Here is a 16,210-nt window from a genome sequence, read left to right on the forward strand (position 1 = left end):
TCCTATTATTTTTCCTCAGGAGGGATATAGAAAGCACCAACACCCCATCCACCACCTCCATCACCTGGAAATAAACCGCTAGTCCCGCCCTGTACGTTAGCCTTGCTGTTTTCATAGATTGTGGCACTTCCTCTGTCGTGACAAACACAACAATTCTCGTCTTCACCGCCCAACAAGCGGTTGAGTTCCTTCTCACTGAGAACAACTTTGTTAAGTTGCGTAAGCTTAATTTTCTTGTTGATTTCTTTCATGATTGAAACGTTTTTAGTGTTAATAATAAGGTTATTTTTATATAAACCATCCCAGATGGTGTTATATACGATAGAAGACTCTTTTCGAGGAATTCGACCTCTATTTAGACAATTTTGACAAGTGAAATTCTATATACCTGTCACATTTTTAGGAGCCAAGCATCCCGACCGTTTTGGGGATACCGTAAAGACAGGTAATTTATATAAGAAAATAGATGGGGGTATTGTATGGTTTTTCTCTGACAGGAACGTATCATATTCTCCCGTTTCGGACCGCCGTCATCGGAACCTTCATTCACCGCCAGTGCTTCTAACTCCCCACAGGACTTCCCAAACATGGGACTGATAACCCGCAAAGTACTTTCCCGATCGTTACGCATCGGAATGACACTTGGTTTAAAGGGAATAGAAGCCATAACAATATGAGTTTAATACTTCGGTTGCAATTTAGCCATTTCTTTCGAATATGCAATACGATTTTTTCGAAGGCTTCTTGGCGTTAACATTCTTTATATTTATCACATGTCGGGTTGGTATTGGAAGAGGCCGATATAGGCCCTTATCAACGACCGGTACCGCTTCACCCGGCGGACATCGGGCTTGAACAACCCGAAGGTATCCACCCGGCAGACAAGGTTCAGGAAGGGAAGCACGACAAAATAGGCGGGCCGGTTGAAGAAGTCGTGGACCAAAATGCGGGAACGGTCTCCACACTTCAGGCAGGCTTGCAGGATGCAGGCCACGCGGAAACGACCGTCCACTAAAATCAGGTCGTAGTCCGGCCTTCGGCGGAAGACTGCCGAAGAATAGTCCGGCCAGGTGTTCATCCGTTCCGCAGTGAGCGGATACCCCCAGGCACCGGTCTTTCCTACGTTGATATAACGGTAGTCCAAGCGTCCGGACTCCATGGCTTTCCGCACGGCCTCGTCCGTCCGGACCTGTATCTGGAAGAAAGCGTCATCCGACTCTACCACCGTCATCTTCTGCAAATGGGGCAGGGAAGCCGCCATCCGGGTACTGTTTCCGGAGCCGAATTCCAAATAGGTTCTTGCGCGTAGCAATTCCCCCTGCAAGAGGTTCAATTCATGTGCTGTCATAACATCAAGGTTTCAATTTTCATTTCGTTCGCTACTCCTCGTCAGGTGTCCATTCGGTCAAACCCATAACACCCTCTATAACTTCCGGACAAATGTTTTGCCGATGAAACCATTCCACTTCTGTCCGCTCTTCACGTTTCATGCCATGCCTTTGCCACCAGCCCTCCGCCAGACGGTTCAACAAACGGGCAAGACGCTCCCGCCACATCCGTTCTGTTCCGTCCTGCCGATCTGACAACCGGCAGGACAAACGGAGCCGAAAATAATGAAGCCAACCATAACAGTCTATTTCATCCGTATCGGTCCAAGCATCCAAACAGCGGAAAAACAACGTGTCGATGCTTTCCAACACTTCGTTTTCGTCGCCTTCGACAAAACCGTTACGCAGCAGATAGACAATACCACAAGCTATTCCCAATATCCCGTTATCCAACTGGCAGGGTGCGTTCGTCGACAAGGAGGAAAGAAGTCTGTCCAACTCGTTTTCTGCAAGTTGCAGGCAGGCCTCACCAGCAGAATGTCGCGCGTATGTATAAAGAGCGATAATCCGTCCCATCCGGGCGACGGCCACATCCGGATAACCGGCTTCCTCCTGTTCCGGTCCCTTGAAATGATTGATGAAATTCAGGCAATACTTTTTGCGGATTTTTTCGGCAAAACCGGCCTGTTCCGCCACATGTTTCTGTGATATTTGCTCCGGATGCCAGCGATAATAGATCAACGGGGCGGACAGGTTCACCACCGGTCCGTACAAGGCCAGCCTGCACGCCAGATCGTAGTCCGCCGAATAATAATATGTTTCATCATAACCACCCAGCGAACGGAAAGCCTCAGCCCTGTACATCAGAGAGGAATGGACAAATGTATTGCCGGTCAATAGACCCAACAGTATTTCTTCGTGAGTTTGCAAGGACTTCCGAGGCGAATGTTGAGGGATGAAAATGCATCCTGAACCTACAGCCACCACTTCCGGATGTTCTTCCAGATAGCGGTACTGCCTTTCCAGCCGCTCCGGAAAGGCGACATCGTCGGCATCCATCACCGCCAGATATTTCCCCCTCGCCAGTTTCGCCCCTTGGTTCCGGCAAGAATAGTTTCCGGTCTGGACCGGGTTATTGACATAGACAAGCCGGGAATCGGTGAAAGAGCGGATCAGTGCATCACTCCGGTCAGTCGAAGCGTCGTTGACTACAATTAACTCCAGTGCGGTAAGGGTCTGCTCCAGTATACTGGAGACGGCTTCCTGTACATAGGCTTCTTCGTTATGGACAGGCATAATGACGGAAACAAATACTTCGTTCATACGGCTCTGTTATTGTGAACTGTGAAAAACAAGACTCCCGCAAGTTAAGAAAAAAGATTGGCTTAACCAATATCTATAGATGAAAACATCGGGCTTATCCCTTCTTCTTCACCCAATACCCGTTGCCGTACCGCGTATGTACCCGCCTTCCCATCTGCGCCAGCAGGCGACTGAACGTGGTGCACGAACAGTCCTTCAGGGCCGCCGGGTTCTTCTTCTTCAAGGCAGCGTAGATATCCGCCGCCGACATCAGATGCGCGCCCTGTTCGCCCGCTTCCGCCAGCTCGAAGCAGCTGCCGATGAGTTCCTCGGCGGGTGTCACGCGGTAGAACGGACGGTTAGCGACCTGGATTTCCGCTTCCTCGGCCTTGCTGAACCAGCAACGCTCGCCGCTATTCAGCTCGTGCAGGAGCTGGGCGTAAAGCTGGGCATGGTCAACGGGGGTGGTGCAATCGATGGGACGCTCCACTTCCACACAGATGAAGCGGCGGCTGCCCGAGAGGTCGGTCAGCAGGTCGAGGCGGTTGCTGGTGCCGATGAAGGAGGCGATTCTTGGCAGAGCTTCCGCCGAACGGCGGTAGGCACGGCGCACCCGCAGGTCCTCCATCTGCATCAGGTTCTTCAACTGGGGCATACGGCTGGCGGGCAGGCGGTCGAACTCGTCCAAGTTGATTAAGCCGTAGGAAGCCAGCTTGTTCTCCGCCGACGAGGCGTTGGTCAGGTCGAAGCTTTCCGTAAAATAGTTGCGCAATTCCTTGGGCAGCAGCATCCGGCAGAAGGTGGACTTGCCCAGGCCCTGTGTGGTGCTGACGAGGAGCGGGGCCACGCTGTTTGCCCGTCGGCCGCGGTCGCCTGTGCCCGTCCACTGGGCCGTGACGGCCAGCAGCCAGCGGTGGAAGGAGCGTATCCATACGTCCTTGTCGGAGACACGGTGGGCCAGTTCTTCCACTCGGTCCTTGCCGTCCCACTCAGGCAGGTTGTGGAAGTACAGGTCAAAGGGATGGTAGGCCTGCACATGGTCGGACTCCACGTAGCGCTTGACGTCACGGTCCCAGCAGTCCACGCCCTCCTCCATGGCACCGAGGGCGATGCCGTTCAGCGTGCGGTTGTCCACGGGTGTATATATAAGGTGGTGGGAATCTTCTAATTCTTCAGTATCCAGGCGGGCACACTCCGTGCGCTCCGTCAGCAGGTTGTAGCGGAAGGCGTAGTGCAGCTTCAGGTAGCGCGAGAGCCGTTGCATCATCTGCCGCTGCTTCGATTCCTTTTTGTCCTTTTGTTCTTCTGTTTTATTTTCTTCTGTCGTGTCGCCGTCCTCTATCCATTCCACCGCCTCGTTGTGTCCGTTCAGGCTGAAAGTCCGTCTGGCAGGCTTTTCTGTCTGCGGTTTCCAGGTGAGGCGGACGGTGAACTCGCCGTCGCCGGTAATGAGGAAGGCTTCACCCTCCGGCAGGCGGGCGCAGAGCTGGTCGAGGTTCGAAAGCAGCTCCTTGCAGGAATTGGCGGGAGCAGGCAGGTCTGCCTCCCAACGAGGGGTAAACAGGTTGCGTAACTGATAAATCAGATTCATAAGCGGATGCGTTTATTTTTCCGTAAAGATACAACATTTCGAGGCCTTTGTCAAGACCTCCGGAGGCTTCACGGGGGGCCTTTAGAATCTTTTATCTCTTTCACCGAAAATGAGCGGTTCGGCCCGGTGAAGTTTCACCGGAAGGCGCTGAATGTAAGCAGATTGCGTTGAAAGCAAGGATGCTGTGTTTACCTACCACCCCGCCCTTGGGGCACCCCTCCTTCCCGAAGGAGGGGAGTTGAATTGCAGCATTTCTTTCACTCTTTCACCTCATCCTTCACAAAATCCGTCTCATTGACAGCTGTTTAGAGTTCCGTGAAGCCGTGAAGGCAGAAGGGGCATATCGAAAGACTTTTGCCACAGATTATCCGAATCTGACAATCAGAGCTTCAGAAACAATCTGTGTGAATCCGGGTAATCTGTGGTGAGTTCTGATGCGACCCCGTTTTTCCCAGCCCAAACCATCCGTTCAAGCTGGGAAAAGCTATGCTTTAAGCCGGGCAAAGCGTTGGTTTAAGCTGAGTAAACGGTTGCTTTGCCCAGCTTAAACAACTACCTACATTGGCCCGACAACATCCATAGTTAGCGAAATAACATTCATAGTTAGCATGCACAAGATGGTATCTTATGCACGGAAACATACCTTGTCAGGGACCGGAACAATCAAGGGGGAGTGAAAGGAAGAGGCCGGAAAACAAAAAAGTCCGCATTCGCGGACTTTCTGCTCTTCGTCTTGGACTTGAACCAAGGACCCTCTGATTAACAGTCAGATGCTCTAACCGACTGAGCTAACGAAGAAAATTTGCATTTGACTTTAAAAGTGCTCTTCGTCTTGGACTTGAACCAAGGACCCTCTGATTAACAGTCAGATGCTCTAACCGACTGAGCTAACGAAGAGTGTTGTTTTTTCTCAAATGCGCTGCAAAATTAATAGGATATTTTGAAATATGCAATATCTTTGCAGAAAAATTTATCAGAATGGAGAAAATTATTGGATTAGGCAACGCTTTGGTCGATGTTTTGGCTACTTTTGAGAGTGATGAGGTCCTCAAACAGATGGGACTTCCACGCGGTAGCATGACGCTGGTCGACGAAGAACGGTTCCACCTTATCACGGCATATTTTAAGAATCTGAAGACATATAAGGCGGCAGGCGGCTCGGCCGGCAATGCCATCGGCGCTTTGGCAAGTTTGGGGGCTTCCACTGGATTTATCGGAAAGGTGGGGGCCGATTCTTATGGAGATTTTCTGAAAGGAACGCTGGAGGCCAAGGGCATCGAAGACCATTTGCTGGTCTCTTCTGCCCTGCCTACCGGGATTGCGTCTACCTTTATATCCCGAAGCGATGGAGAGCGCACGTTCGGCACCTATCTGGGAGCTGCGGCTACACTGAGGGCCGAGGATTTGTCGCTGGACATGTTCAAGGGATATACCTATCTGTTTGTCGAAGGCTATCTGGTGCAGGACCACGGCATGATTCTCCGGGCCGTAGAGCTGGCCAAGGAAGCGGGGCTGCAGGTTTGTCTGGACATGGCCAGCTATAATATAGTGAATGCAGAGCGGGAATTCTTCTCCTTGCTGCTGAACAAGTATGTGGACATCGTTTTTGCCAACGAGGAGGAAGCGAAGGCTTTTGCCGGCGGAACGCCCGAAGAGGCCTTGGAAGCCTTGGCGCACGCATGCAGCATCGCGGTGGTGAAGCTGGGTGCGCGCGGTTCGTTGGTGCGTAAGGGGACGCAGGTACTGGAGGTGGCTCCCGTACTGGTGTCCGAGGTGGCCGATACGACGGGGGCGGGCGATTATTTTGCCGCCGGTTTCCTGTATGGCCTGGTGACCGGCCGTTCGCTTGAGAAATGTGCCCGCATCGCTTCGGCTCTTGCAGCGGAAGTCATTCAGGTTGTGGGTGCCGAACTTACGGCTGACGGCTGGAAAAGAATCAGAACAGAGATAGAGAACTTATGAACAAGAACATTGTATGACGGATATGAATATGAAAAGATTTTGTAAAGTACGTTGGGTTGCCTTGTTGCTGCTGGTTGTGGCCGGTATGGCATTCGTGGGCTTCAAGAACAGTGATAACCGCAGTTTTCAGCTGGCCAAGAACATCGATATCTTCAGCTCGATCGTGAAGGAGCTGGACTTGCTTTATGTAGACACCATTGATGCCGACAAGACCATCCGCGAGGGTATCGACGCCATGCTCTATTCGCTCGACCCCTATACGGCCTATTACCCCGAAGACGACCAGAGCGAACTGGAACAGATGCTGAAGAATACGTATGGCGGTATCGGCTCCATCATCACCTGGAACACGAAGCTGAAGCGTTCCATGATCGGCGAGCCCTACGAAGGGATGCCGGCAGACAAGGCCGGGCTGAAGGCGGGCGATATCCTGATGGCCATCGACGGAAAGGACCTGGAAGGGAAAAACAACCAGGAAATCAGCGAGATGCTCCGCGGACAGGCAGGTACCAGCTTCAAGCTCACCGTGCAGCGTCCGGGTGTGGAGAAACCGCTGGAGTTCGAACTGGTGCGACGGGCCATCGAGTTGCCTATTATACCTTATTATGCGAAGCTGGAGAATAATGTGGGCTACATCAACCTCAGCACCTTCTCCGGCAAGCCGGCACGCGAGTTCAAGCAGGCGTTCCTCGACCTGAAGAAGCAGGGCATCACCTCGCTTGTCATCGACCTGCGCAACAACGGAGGCGGTCTGCTGGACGAGGCGGTGGACATTGCCAACTACTTCCTGCCTCGCGGAAAGACACTGGTCACCACCCGAGGCAAAATCGAACAAATCAATATGTCCTACAAGACCTTGCGCGAACCCATCGACCTGGATATCCCCTTGGCGGTGCTGGTCAACAGTGCCACGGCATCGGCTTCGGAAATCCTGGCCGGATCGTTGCAGGACCTGGACCGCGCTGTGATTGTCGGTACACGCACCTTTGGCAAGGGGCTGGTACAGACGACCCGTAACCTGCCTTATGGCGGCCAGATGAAAATCACGACTTCCAAATACTACATTCCCAGCGGACGTTGCGTGCAGGCCATCGACTACCAGCACCGCAATGCCGACGGCAGTGTGGGCCGCATCCCCGACAGTCTGACGACGGTCTTCCATACGGCGGCCGGACGAGAGGTGCGCGACGGTGGCGGTGTGACGCCGGACATACAGGTGAAGCAGGAGAAGCTGCCCAACATCCTGTTCTACCTGGTGAACGACAACCTGATTTTCGACTACACCACGCAGTATTGCCTGAAGCACGAAACCATTGCCGACGCGCAGCACTTCGAACTGACCGACGCCGACTATGCCGACTTCAAGGAGATGGTGCGGAAGGCCGACTTCAAGTACGACCAGCAGACGGAGAAGATGCTGAAGAGCCTGAAGGAGATGGCCGAGTTCGAAGGCTACCTGAAAGATGCCTCCGGTGAGTTCGAGGCCTTGGAGAAGAAGCTCCAGCACAACCTGGACCACGACTTGGATTATTTCTCGAAAGACATTAAGAACATGATATCCATCGAAATCCTGAGGCGTTACTATTATCAGAAAGGCAGCATCATCCAGCAGCTGAAGGATGACCCCGACCTGAAAGAAGCCTTGAAGGTGCTGGGCGATGCGGACAAGTATCACAGCCTGCTCAGCCCGAAGGTGAAGGAAGGAGAGTGAAGGGATTTTGACCTCCCTTCCTCTTTCGCGTTAAAATATCATGGGCCTTCGCGCTTCACACGTCATCCTCCCATTCCCAATTCTCTTTATTTCTTCTCCTCGCGCTTGGCACCGGGTGGCAGGTGGTAGCTTTTGATGTCGAGCGTCTCGCGGAGGCTGTTGAGGAAGAGGCTGTCGGTGGTGCGGTTGAGGCGCATGATTTCGCTATTGTTGCGTTCGCCCGTCTTGCGGCATTCGGGCATCCGCTTCTTCAGATTTTCCCACACTTGGCGCATGTTTTCGATGGTGGCCTGCTTGCTGCCGTCGCCCTTGTCCTCAAGGTTGCGCTGGGCAAAGCGTTGCATGATGTCGCCGAAGTCGGGCATGGCTGCCAGGGAGGTGATAGCGTGCGTTCGGGAGTCTTCGTCGTATGAGTTGTCGGTGGCTATCTTCATGTAGTGCCACACCTTCTCTTCTTCATACACCTGGGCTTTCAGCGGCGAGAGGTCGTCGCGGTCCATAAAGGTGAGGTAGGTCAGCATGTCGTCTATGTAGTCGGTGACGACGATGCCCTCGGTCGCTATCCAGAACCGGTGGTTCCCGCCTTCTTCTACGCCTACGTCGGAGTTCTTGTAGTATTTCCCGGGGAAGCTGTCGGAGTTGTGCAGATTAAAGTGGAGGGGCACGGGCAGGCCTTTCGTGTCGATGCCGCGGGGAGTGAGGTGGCGTTCCTTGTAGCGGTCGGTGAAGTGGAGGGTGAATCGTTCCACGAACAAGTGGTTGAGGTTGTTCAGGAAGATGTATTCGATGCCTGTCTCACGGTAAACGGGGGTGTAAATGAAGTACTGGCTGTTCATGAGCCCTTCCCCGCCGGGCAGATTGTCGAAGCGGAAATAGGTGTACCATGTGTTGTGGCGGCGGGTAACCCACTTGCGCTGCTCTACGATGTGCGCTATCAGGCTGCGGGGGACGTCGTTGATGGTCAGTCCGCTGTTGATGGCTCTGTTGCAGTTACTCTTGTTGAAGCGTTCGAGTGCCATTCTTATTTTGCCGGACAGTTCGAGGAAGTCTTTCTTCGCTTCCTGCCTTATCTCGTTGTTGGTCATGGTAGTAGTGAACATAGGTATCTGTTTTTAAGGTAATTGGATATAATGAAGGTGTGTCAAAATAAAGGCATCTAAAACTCTCCTCCTTCCAAAAGGAGGGGAGTCAGGTACTATAACTAAGTTTTGACACACCCTCGATTCGTTATGGCATACTTCCTTTGTCCTGCATTTACTGCCAGTCTCTGTTGGCCTTGATGAGTTCGATGAGCTTCTCCACCGCCTCTTCTTCGGGAATGTTCTTCTCGATGCACTCCTTCTTCTTGTAGAGACTGATTTTGCCGCGCCCGGCACCCACGTAGCCGTAGTCGGCATCGGCCATCTCGCCCGGACCGTTGACGATGCAGCCCATGATGCCTATCTTCAGTCCTTTCAGGTGCGACGTGGCTGCCTTGATGCGGGCGATGGTGCTCTGCAGGTCGTAGAGCGTGCGTCCGCAGCCGGGGCAGGAGATGTACTCCGTCTTGCTGGTGCGCAGGCGGCCGGCCTGTAGGATGCCGAAGGCGGTGGCGTCCAGCGTGGTGGCGGGGATACTGCCCTGGTTGTAGAGGAAAATACCGTCCGTCAGGCCGTCGAAGACGAGGGCGCCCATGTCGGCCGCCGCCTTGATTTGCAGGTCTTCCTTCTCTTCTTCGGCATAGTGCTGGAAGAAGACAACCGGATTGGACAGGCCTTCCTGCATCAGCTGGTGGACGAGCGCACGCTGTTCACCCAGCCGGTTGGGATGGTTGCTTTGCGCCACGAGCACAATTTCGGGGTGATACTTCAGGCAGGCCAACGCTTCGTCGTTCAGCCCCATGTAGGTGATGAAGAGGAACTTCAGCGCAGCGTTGCAACTGCTTACGAAGGGCAGCTGGTCGCCTTTGAAGGCGGGCCAGGTGTCGGGCTTTCCTTCCCACACGTCGGCATCGACAATGTATTGCACGCCTTTCTGTGCGTCGGCGGGCAGCTGGTGGCCGGTGTAGATATAGTCGGGAGCGAACTGCGGGTCGGTCGTCAGGTCGCCGTCCAGACGGGCGGCAATGACGACGGGCACGTTGTCGCTGCCGATGTTGCGCACGGCCGTGGTCTGTCGGCGCGAAGGAGCCAGGTAGTTGAACGCAGGGACGTTCGGGCCGGGGATGTAGGGGTGGCCCTTGCGGCGTGTCACGTAGTCCACCAGCTTGCGGGCCACGGGAATCTCAGCCTCAGGAGCTTCGCTCAGCGATACGCGGATGGTGTCGCCCAGTCCGTCGGCCAGCAGGGCACCGATGCCCAGGGCCGACTTGATGCGGCCGTCCTCGCCGTCGCCCGCCTCGGTCACACCCAGGTGCAGGGGGAAGTGCATGCCTTCCTTTTCCATGACGGCGGCCAGCAGGCGGACCGTCCGCACCATGACGACCGTGTTCGAGGCCTTGATGGAGATGACCACGTCGGTGAAATGTTCGTCCACGCAGATGCGCAGGAACTCCATGCACGATTCTACCATGCCCTCGGGCGTATCGCCGTAGCGAGACATGATGCGGTCGGAAAGGGAACCGTGGTTTACACCGATGCGGATGGCCGTGTGGTTCTCCTTGCAGATGCGGAGGAAGGGGACGAAGCGGTCGCGTATCTTCTGCAGTTCCTGTGCATACTCTTCGTCGGTATATTCCAGGTGCTTGAAGGTACGGGCGGCATCCACGTAGTTGCCGGGGTTGATGCGTACCTTCTCGGCATAGAGGGCGGCCACGTCGGCCACGCGCGGATTGAAGTGTACGTCGGCCACCAGCGGCGTCATGTATCCGTCGTGCCGCAGGGCGGCGTTGATGTTACGCAGGTTTTCGGCTTCCTTCACGCCCTGTGTCGTGAGCCGCACGTATTCTCCGCCCGCATCGGCTATGCGTTTGGCCTGGGCCACGCAGGCGTCGGTATCCTGTGTGGCGGTGTTGGTCATGCTCTGTATGCGGATGGGGTTGTCGCCTCCCAGCGGAGTACCTCCGATGTTGACAACGGATGTTTCCCTGCGGGAATAGTTGAATAAATCCATAAGCAATGATGAATTAAAAGTGAAGAATGAAAAAGGCTCCCGATGGTGCCTCCGCATAAGGAAGTTTATGGGAGACTGCCATAGGGAGCTATGGGACATCGCCATACGAGGCTATGGGGGACCGCCATATAGGGCTATGGAACACTGCCACATAGGGCTATGGGACACACCCATAGGGAGACTGAAATAAAGAGAGGCTGATCTCTTGTTATTTTTGGCACGGATTACGCGGAAAAACATGGAGTGTGTATAGATAGTAATCCGTGAAATCCGTGTAATCTGTGCCTAAGGAAAGCAAACTCTATTCTCTCAGTTCGTCTTGTACTCGTATCTCACGTCTTTCAGGTCCTCGTTGGCCTTGGTGATTTTCTTCTTCAGGCCTTCCTTGTAGGCGGCGAAAGCTTGCGCGAGAGCTGTGTCGTTCAGCGACAGAATCTGTACGGCCAGGATGGCGGCGTTCATGGCACCGTCGATGGCCACCGTCGCTACGGGGATGCCGGGAGGCATCTGGATGATGGAGTAGAGGGCATCCACACCATCGAGCACGGCACCTTTGACGGGTACGCCGATGACGGGCAGGGTAGTGTTGGCGGCAATGACACCCGGCAGGGCTGCGGCCATACCTGCGGCAGCGATGATGACCTTGATGCCACGTTTGCGGGCGTTCTTGGCAAACTCTTCTACGGCTTCCGGAGTGCGGTGGGCCGAGAGTGCGTTCATTTCGAACGGAATGTGGAAGTCATTGAGCAGCTGGGCGGCCTTCTCCATGACGGGGAGGTCGGACGTACTGCCCATGATGATGCTTACGATTGGAGTCATAATAATAAGTGATTAGTGGTTAGTGGTGAGCGGTTAGTGGTGGGTGGTGAACCGTTGGCGTCCATCCGCATGGAATACTAACCGCTAACCGTTCACCACTAACCGCTATGTATCATTCATTGACCAGCGCCTTGTAGGCTTCGGCGTCGAGCAGGCTGTCGAAGTCGGCATCGGCGGCAGGCTTGATCTTGATGAGCCAGCCTTCGCCATAGGGGTCCTGGTTGACGAGCTCGGGCTGGTCGGCTAGGGCTTCGTTCTGTTCCAGCACTTCACCTGATACGGGGATGAAGAGGTCGGAGATGGTCTTCACCACTTCGATGGTGCCGAATGTCTCGCCGGCTTCCAGTGTCTCGCCTTCGGTCTGGATATCTACAAATACGATGTCGCCCAGCTGTTCCTGAGCATAGTCGGTGATGCCTACATAGGCTACGTCGCCTTCCTGGCGGATCCATTCATGTTCTTTGGTGTACTTTACGTTGCTTGGAAAGTTCATGATTTTTAGTTTTAGAGGTTAAAAATATAGTTATATCATTGATTGTTGTCGGTTAATAGTTGAACAGCAGCTGCCTGAAAAAGAAATAGAAGCTGTTGGCAATGGGGTGGAGCACCATCAGCGAGCAGACGAGGCCTACAGCGAATCCTCCCATGACCTCGCCCAGCGTGTGATGGCCCAGAATGATGCGGGCAGTTCCCAGCATGCCGGCCACCAGGATGAAGAGGCAGAGCCACCACACGGGGTTGTAGCCGAACAGGGCACTGAAGGCCACCAGACCACCGATGACGGCGCCTGCACCGGCCATGTGTTCGCTCAGTTTCCACTTCAGGTTGACTACGATACAGATCATCATCACGATAAGGGCAGACAGAATGATGCCGCTCATGTACCAGGGTATGTTGAGGCGGTTCATCATCAGCAGGCAGAAGACGTAGGAGATGATGGTGAAGAAGAAGGGCATGTAGCGCTTCTTGCGCTCGCCCAGCTCCTGCGCGCTGAACCCGTTGATCTTCTTGAAGATGAAGATGGTCAGGACGGGAATCATGATGGTGAAGCAGTAGACGATGCCCAGTACGATGAGCTTGTACTGGATGGGCATGATGCTCAGGTATGAGAACAGGAACAGCACCAGAAAAGCCAGGAAGGGAATGGAGAACGGCGTGAACAGGGCCGATACCATGCGGGCTATCCGGATCAGTGTCTTGTCTTCTATGAGGTGTACTTCCATCTTTCTTGCTTATATATTAATGTATATACGAGAGTCGTCTATTTTCGCAGGCGGGCCACCGGGATGTTCAGTTGCTGGCGGTACTTGGCCACGGTGCGGCGGGCTATCGGATAGCCTTTGGCGGCCAGCATTTCGGTCAGCTCGTCGTCGGTGTAGGGGTTCTTCTTGTCCTCGTTGTCGACGCATTCCTTCAGGGCCTTCTTGATTTCGCGCACCGACATCTCTTCGCCGTCTTCCTTCGTATAGCCGTCGCTGAAGAAGAACTTCAGCGGGTAGATGCCGTAGTTGGTCTGCACATACTTGCTGTTGCTCACACGCGAGATGGTGGAGATGTCCAGCTTGGCCCGTTCGGCCACGTCCTTCAGAATCATGGGGCGGAGCAGCGATTCGTCGCCTTCCTCGAAGAAGGGGCGCTGCAGGTCGATGATGGCCTGCATGGTGGTCAGCAGCGTATTCTGCCGTTGCTTCACGGCGTCGATGAAGCCCTGTGCGGCATCCATCTTCTGCTTCAGGAAGAGCATGGCCTCTTTCGATTCCTTCGACTGGTTGGCCTTGTTCTTCGTGTGTTCCTCCACCATCTCCGAGAAGTCGCGGCTGATGCGCAGCTCGGGCACGTTGGGATTGTTCAGCGAGAGGTTGATGGTGCCGTCGTCCTCGGTCTCGACGATGAAGTCGGGTACAATCTGCTGCATGCTGCGTCCCACGGCTTCGCCCAGTGAGGCGCCGGGGCGCGGGTTGAGCTTGCACAGTTCCTTGATGGCATGGTTGAGCTCGTCTTCGCCGATGCCGAGCTTCTGTTGTATCTTGTCCCAATGCTTGCGGGTGAACTCCTCGTAGCAGTCGCTGATGATGGCGGTCTCCAGCCGCAGCAGGCTGTCGTCGGCCTTGGCGGGCAGCTGTTCCTTCTTGTGGCGCAGCTGGATGAGGAGACATTCGCGCAGGTCGCGTGCCCCCAGTCCGGCAGGTTCGAAGTCCTGTATCACCTTGAGGGCCTCTTCCAGTTCCTGGGGTGTGGCCTCGATGCCCGAGTAGATGGCCAGTTCGTCGCTGATGCTGTCCAGCGGCTTGCGCAGCAGGCCGTCGTCGTCGAGCGAGCCGATGAGGTATTCGGTCAGTTCGCGCTGGTGGGGAGTGAGGTTGCGTTCGCCCATCTGCTCCCTTAGTGTCTCGTAGAACGAGGTCGAGTCGGAGAAGGGGATTTCTTCCGCCTGCTCGTCGCGGCTGCGGTTGTTCTCCTGCAGCTTGTAGTCGGGGATGTCGTCCTCGTTGAGGTAGTCGCTCAGCGAGTCATAGTCGGTGTTTCCGCCATCCTCTTCGCTGATGGTCGATTCTTCGGACGTGCGTACGTCTTCTTCCTCTCCGTGGCTTTCCTCGCGTCCTTCTTCGAGGGCGGGGTTCTCCAGCAGTTCGGCTCTCACGCGGTCTTCCAGCTCCACGGCGGGAAGTTCCAGCAGTTTCACTACCAGAATCTGTTGGGGCGAGAGCGTCTGTATCTGTTGCTGTGCCTGGGTCTGTATCTGTCGGGAGCTTTGTGCCATATCTTTTCTTGAATGTCAGTGCAAAAATAGTGAAAGGTGAGCGGAGAACAAAATATTGAAACTTGTTTTTTTATACTCTCACCTTTCGCTATCTTTGTACCCAATCAACCTTTAAAGCAAGAAACGCCATGTTTGCGAAAGAAACTTATGTACAGCGCAGAGCCCAGCTGAAGAAAACCGTGGGCTCGGGTGTCCTGTTGTTCCTGGGTAACGACGAACAGGGACTGAACTACGAGGACAACACCTTCCGCTATCGTCAGGACTCTACTTTCCTTTATTATTTCGGACTTTCGTTTGCCGGCCTCTCGGCCATCATCGACATCGACGAGGACAAGGAAATCATTTTCGGCGACGAACTGAGTATCGACTACATCGTCTGGATGGGTACACAACCCACGCTTCGTGAAAAGGCTTCGGCCGTGGGCATTGCCGACACGCGCCCTGCGGCCGATATCGTCAGCTACCTGCACAAGGCCGTGCAGAGCGGTCAGAGCATCCATTACCTGCCGCCCTACCGTGCCGAGCACAAACTGAAGCTGATGGACTGGCTGGGTATACCGCCTGCCCGTCAGGAAGGCTCCGTTCCCTTCATCCGTGCCGTGGTGGCGCAACGCAACTACAAGACGGCTGAGGAAATAGAAGAAATCGAGAAGGCCTGCAACGTGACGGCCGACATGCACATCGCCGCCATGAAGTGCATCCGTCCCGGCATGTACGAATACGAGGTGGTGGCCGAGATGAACCACGTGGCCGAGCGTAACAATTGCGAACTCTCCTTCGCTACCATCGCCACCATCAACGGGCAGACGCTGCACAACCACTACCACGGCAACAAAATCAAGCCGGGCGACCTCTTCCTCATCGACGCCGGTGCCGAACTGCCTTCGGGCTACTGTGGCGACATGTCGTCCACTATCCCTGCCGACAAGACCTTCACGCCCCGCCAGCGCGCCGTCTACGAGATTCAGAACGCCATGCATCTGGAGAGCGTCAAGGCCCTGCGGCCCGGCATCCCCTACATGGATGTCTACGACCTTTCGGCCCGTGTCATGGTGGAAGGACTGAAGGAGCTGGGCCTGATGAAGGGCAACGCCGAAGATGCCGTCCGCGAAGGCGCCCATGCCCTGTTCTATCCGCACGGCCTGGGCCACATGATGGGCCTCGACGTGCACGACATGGAGAACCTCGGCGAGCAGTGGGTGGGCTACAACGGCCAGCCCAAGAGCACACAGTTCGGCCGCAAGAGCCAGCGTCTGGCCATTCCGCTGGAGCCGGGCTTCGTGCATACCGTGGAGCCGGGCATCTACTTCATCCCCGAACTCATCGACCTGTGGCGCGGGCAGCAGAAGTTTACCGACTTCATCAACTACGACAAGGTGGAGGAATACCGCCACTTCGGCGGCATCCGCAACGAGGAGGACTACCTCATCACCGCCGACGGTGCCCGCCGCCTCGGCAAGAAGATCCCCTTGACACCCGACGAGGTGGAAGCCTTGCGCTGATTGCCGTCTGACGGGTGTTGGCACAAGTCGTGGAAACACCTGATGTTTTGAGGAGGCTCAAAATAGAGAAGTGCTAACATTTTGTCATTCTGAACGAAGTGAAGAATCTCGAAAACATCTGTTTGTGTATTGAGATCCTTCACT

The 16,210-nt window shown here is 54.8% G+C and carries 13 protein-coding genes and 2 tRNA genes; 3 read left to right on the forward strand and 12 right to left on the reverse strand.

Annotated elements, in window-relative coordinates:
* Positions 1-5 precede the first annotated feature (5 nt).
* From RDO88_RS08315 to RDO88_RS08340, 6 genes are all read right to left on the reverse strand, one after another.
* Positions 6-251: a TIGR04149 family rSAM-modified RiPP gene (locus RDO88_RS08315; protein ID WP_307758933.1), complete on the reverse strand. Its 246-nt coding sequence runs from the start codon at positions 249-251 to the stop codon at positions 6-8.
* A gap of 518 nt (positions 252-769) precedes the next feature.
* Complete coding sequence (locus tag RDO88_RS08320; protein WP_307758934.1) at positions 770-1,348, reverse strand: hypothetical protein; 579 nt, start codon at positions 1,346-1,348, stop codon at positions 770-772.
* Positions 1,349-1,379: 31 nt separating this feature from the next.
* Positions 1,380-2,651, reverse strand: a complete 1,272-nt coding sequence (locus RDO88_RS08325) for a glycosyltransferase (protein WP_307758935.1) — start codon at positions 2,649-2,651, stop codon at positions 1,380-1,382.
* A gap of 94 nt (positions 2,652-2,745) precedes the next feature.
* On the reverse strand, positions 2,746-4,221 hold the full coding sequence (locus RDO88_RS08330) for a VapE domain-containing protein (RefSeq protein WP_307758936.1): 1,476 nt from the start codon (positions 4,219-4,221) through the stop codon (positions 2,746-2,748).
* A 724-nt stretch (positions 4,222-4,945) separates the two neighbouring features.
* Positions 4,946-5,019 (reverse strand) — tRNA-Asn (locus RDO88_RS08335).
* A 25-nt stretch (positions 5,020-5,044) separates the two neighbouring features.
* Positions 5,045-5,118 (reverse strand) — tRNA-Asn (locus RDO88_RS08340).
* 81 nt (positions 5,119-5,199) lie between these two features.
* Between RDO88_RS08340 and RDO88_RS08345 the strand changes: the two genes are divergently transcribed.
* Together RDO88_RS08345 and RDO88_RS08350 are read left to right on the forward strand one after the other, a co-directional pair.
* A complete protein-coding gene (locus tag RDO88_RS08345; RefSeq protein ID WP_307758937.1) occupies positions 5,200-6,183 on the forward strand; it encodes a PfkB family carbohydrate kinase in 984 nt (327 codons plus the stop codon).
* Between the two features lie 28 nt (positions 6,184-6,211).
* Positions 6,212-7,894: a S41 family peptidase gene (locus tag RDO88_RS08350; protein ID WP_307758938.1), complete on the forward strand. Its 1,683-nt coding sequence runs from the start codon at positions 6,212-6,214 to the stop codon at positions 7,892-7,894.
* Between the two features lie 86 nt (positions 7,895-7,980).
* On the opposite strand, the gene RDO88_RS08355 is transcribed toward RDO88_RS08350, so the two are convergent.
* The 6 genes from RDO88_RS08355 to rpoN form a co-directional block, all read right to left on the reverse strand.
* Positions 7,981-8,994, reverse strand: a complete 1,014-nt coding sequence (locus tag RDO88_RS08355) for a hypothetical protein (RefSeq protein ID WP_307758939.1) — start codon at positions 8,992-8,994, stop codon at positions 7,981-7,983.
* A 154-nt stretch (positions 8,995-9,148) separates the two neighbouring features.
* Positions 9,149-10,984 (reverse strand): 4-hydroxy-3-methylbut-2-en-1-yl diphosphate synthase, encoded by a 1,836-nt coding sequence (locus tag RDO88_RS08360; protein WP_307758940.1) that lies wholly within the window; start codon positions 10,982-10,984, stop codon positions 9,149-9,151.
* 309 nt (positions 10,985-11,293) lie between these two features.
* On the reverse strand, positions 11,294-11,803 hold the full coding sequence (gene purE / locus RDO88_RS08365; RefSeq protein ID WP_021848852.1) for a 5-(carboxyamino)imidazole ribonucleotide mutase: 510 nt from the start codon (positions 11,801-11,803) through the stop codon (positions 11,294-11,296).
* Between the two features lie 112 nt (positions 11,804-11,915).
* Entirely contained in the window at positions 11,916-12,296 is a 381-nt protein-coding gene (gene gcvH / locus RDO88_RS08370; protein ID WP_307758941.1) for a glycine cleavage system protein GcvH, read from the reverse strand.
* A 52-nt stretch (positions 12,297-12,348) separates the two neighbouring features.
* Positions 12,349-13,026 carry a hypothetical protein gene (locus RDO88_RS08375; RefSeq protein WP_307758942.1) on the reverse strand — a complete coding sequence of 226 codons (678 nt, stop codon included), beginning with the start codon at positions 13,024-13,026 and terminating at the stop codon, positions 12,349-12,351.
* A gap of 38 nt (positions 13,027-13,064) precedes the next feature.
* Positions 13,065-14,564, reverse strand: a complete 1,500-nt coding sequence (gene rpoN, locus RDO88_RS08380) for an RNA polymerase factor sigma-54 (RefSeq protein WP_307758943.1) — start codon at positions 14,562-14,564, stop codon at positions 13,065-13,067.
* Positions 14,565-14,692: 128 nt separating this feature from the next.
* On the opposite strand from rpoN, the gene RDO88_RS08385 reads away from it, so the two are divergent.
* Entirely contained in the window at positions 14,693-16,066 is a 1,374-nt protein-coding gene (locus RDO88_RS08385) for an aminopeptidase P N-terminal domain-containing protein (RefSeq protein WP_307758944.1), read from the forward strand.
* Positions 16,067-16,210 lie beyond the last annotated feature (144 nt).

The organism is uncultured Mediterranea sp. (genome assembly GCF_902493215.1).
GTDB lineage: Bacteria > Bacteroidota > Bacteroidia > Bacteroidales > Bacteroidaceae > Bacteroides.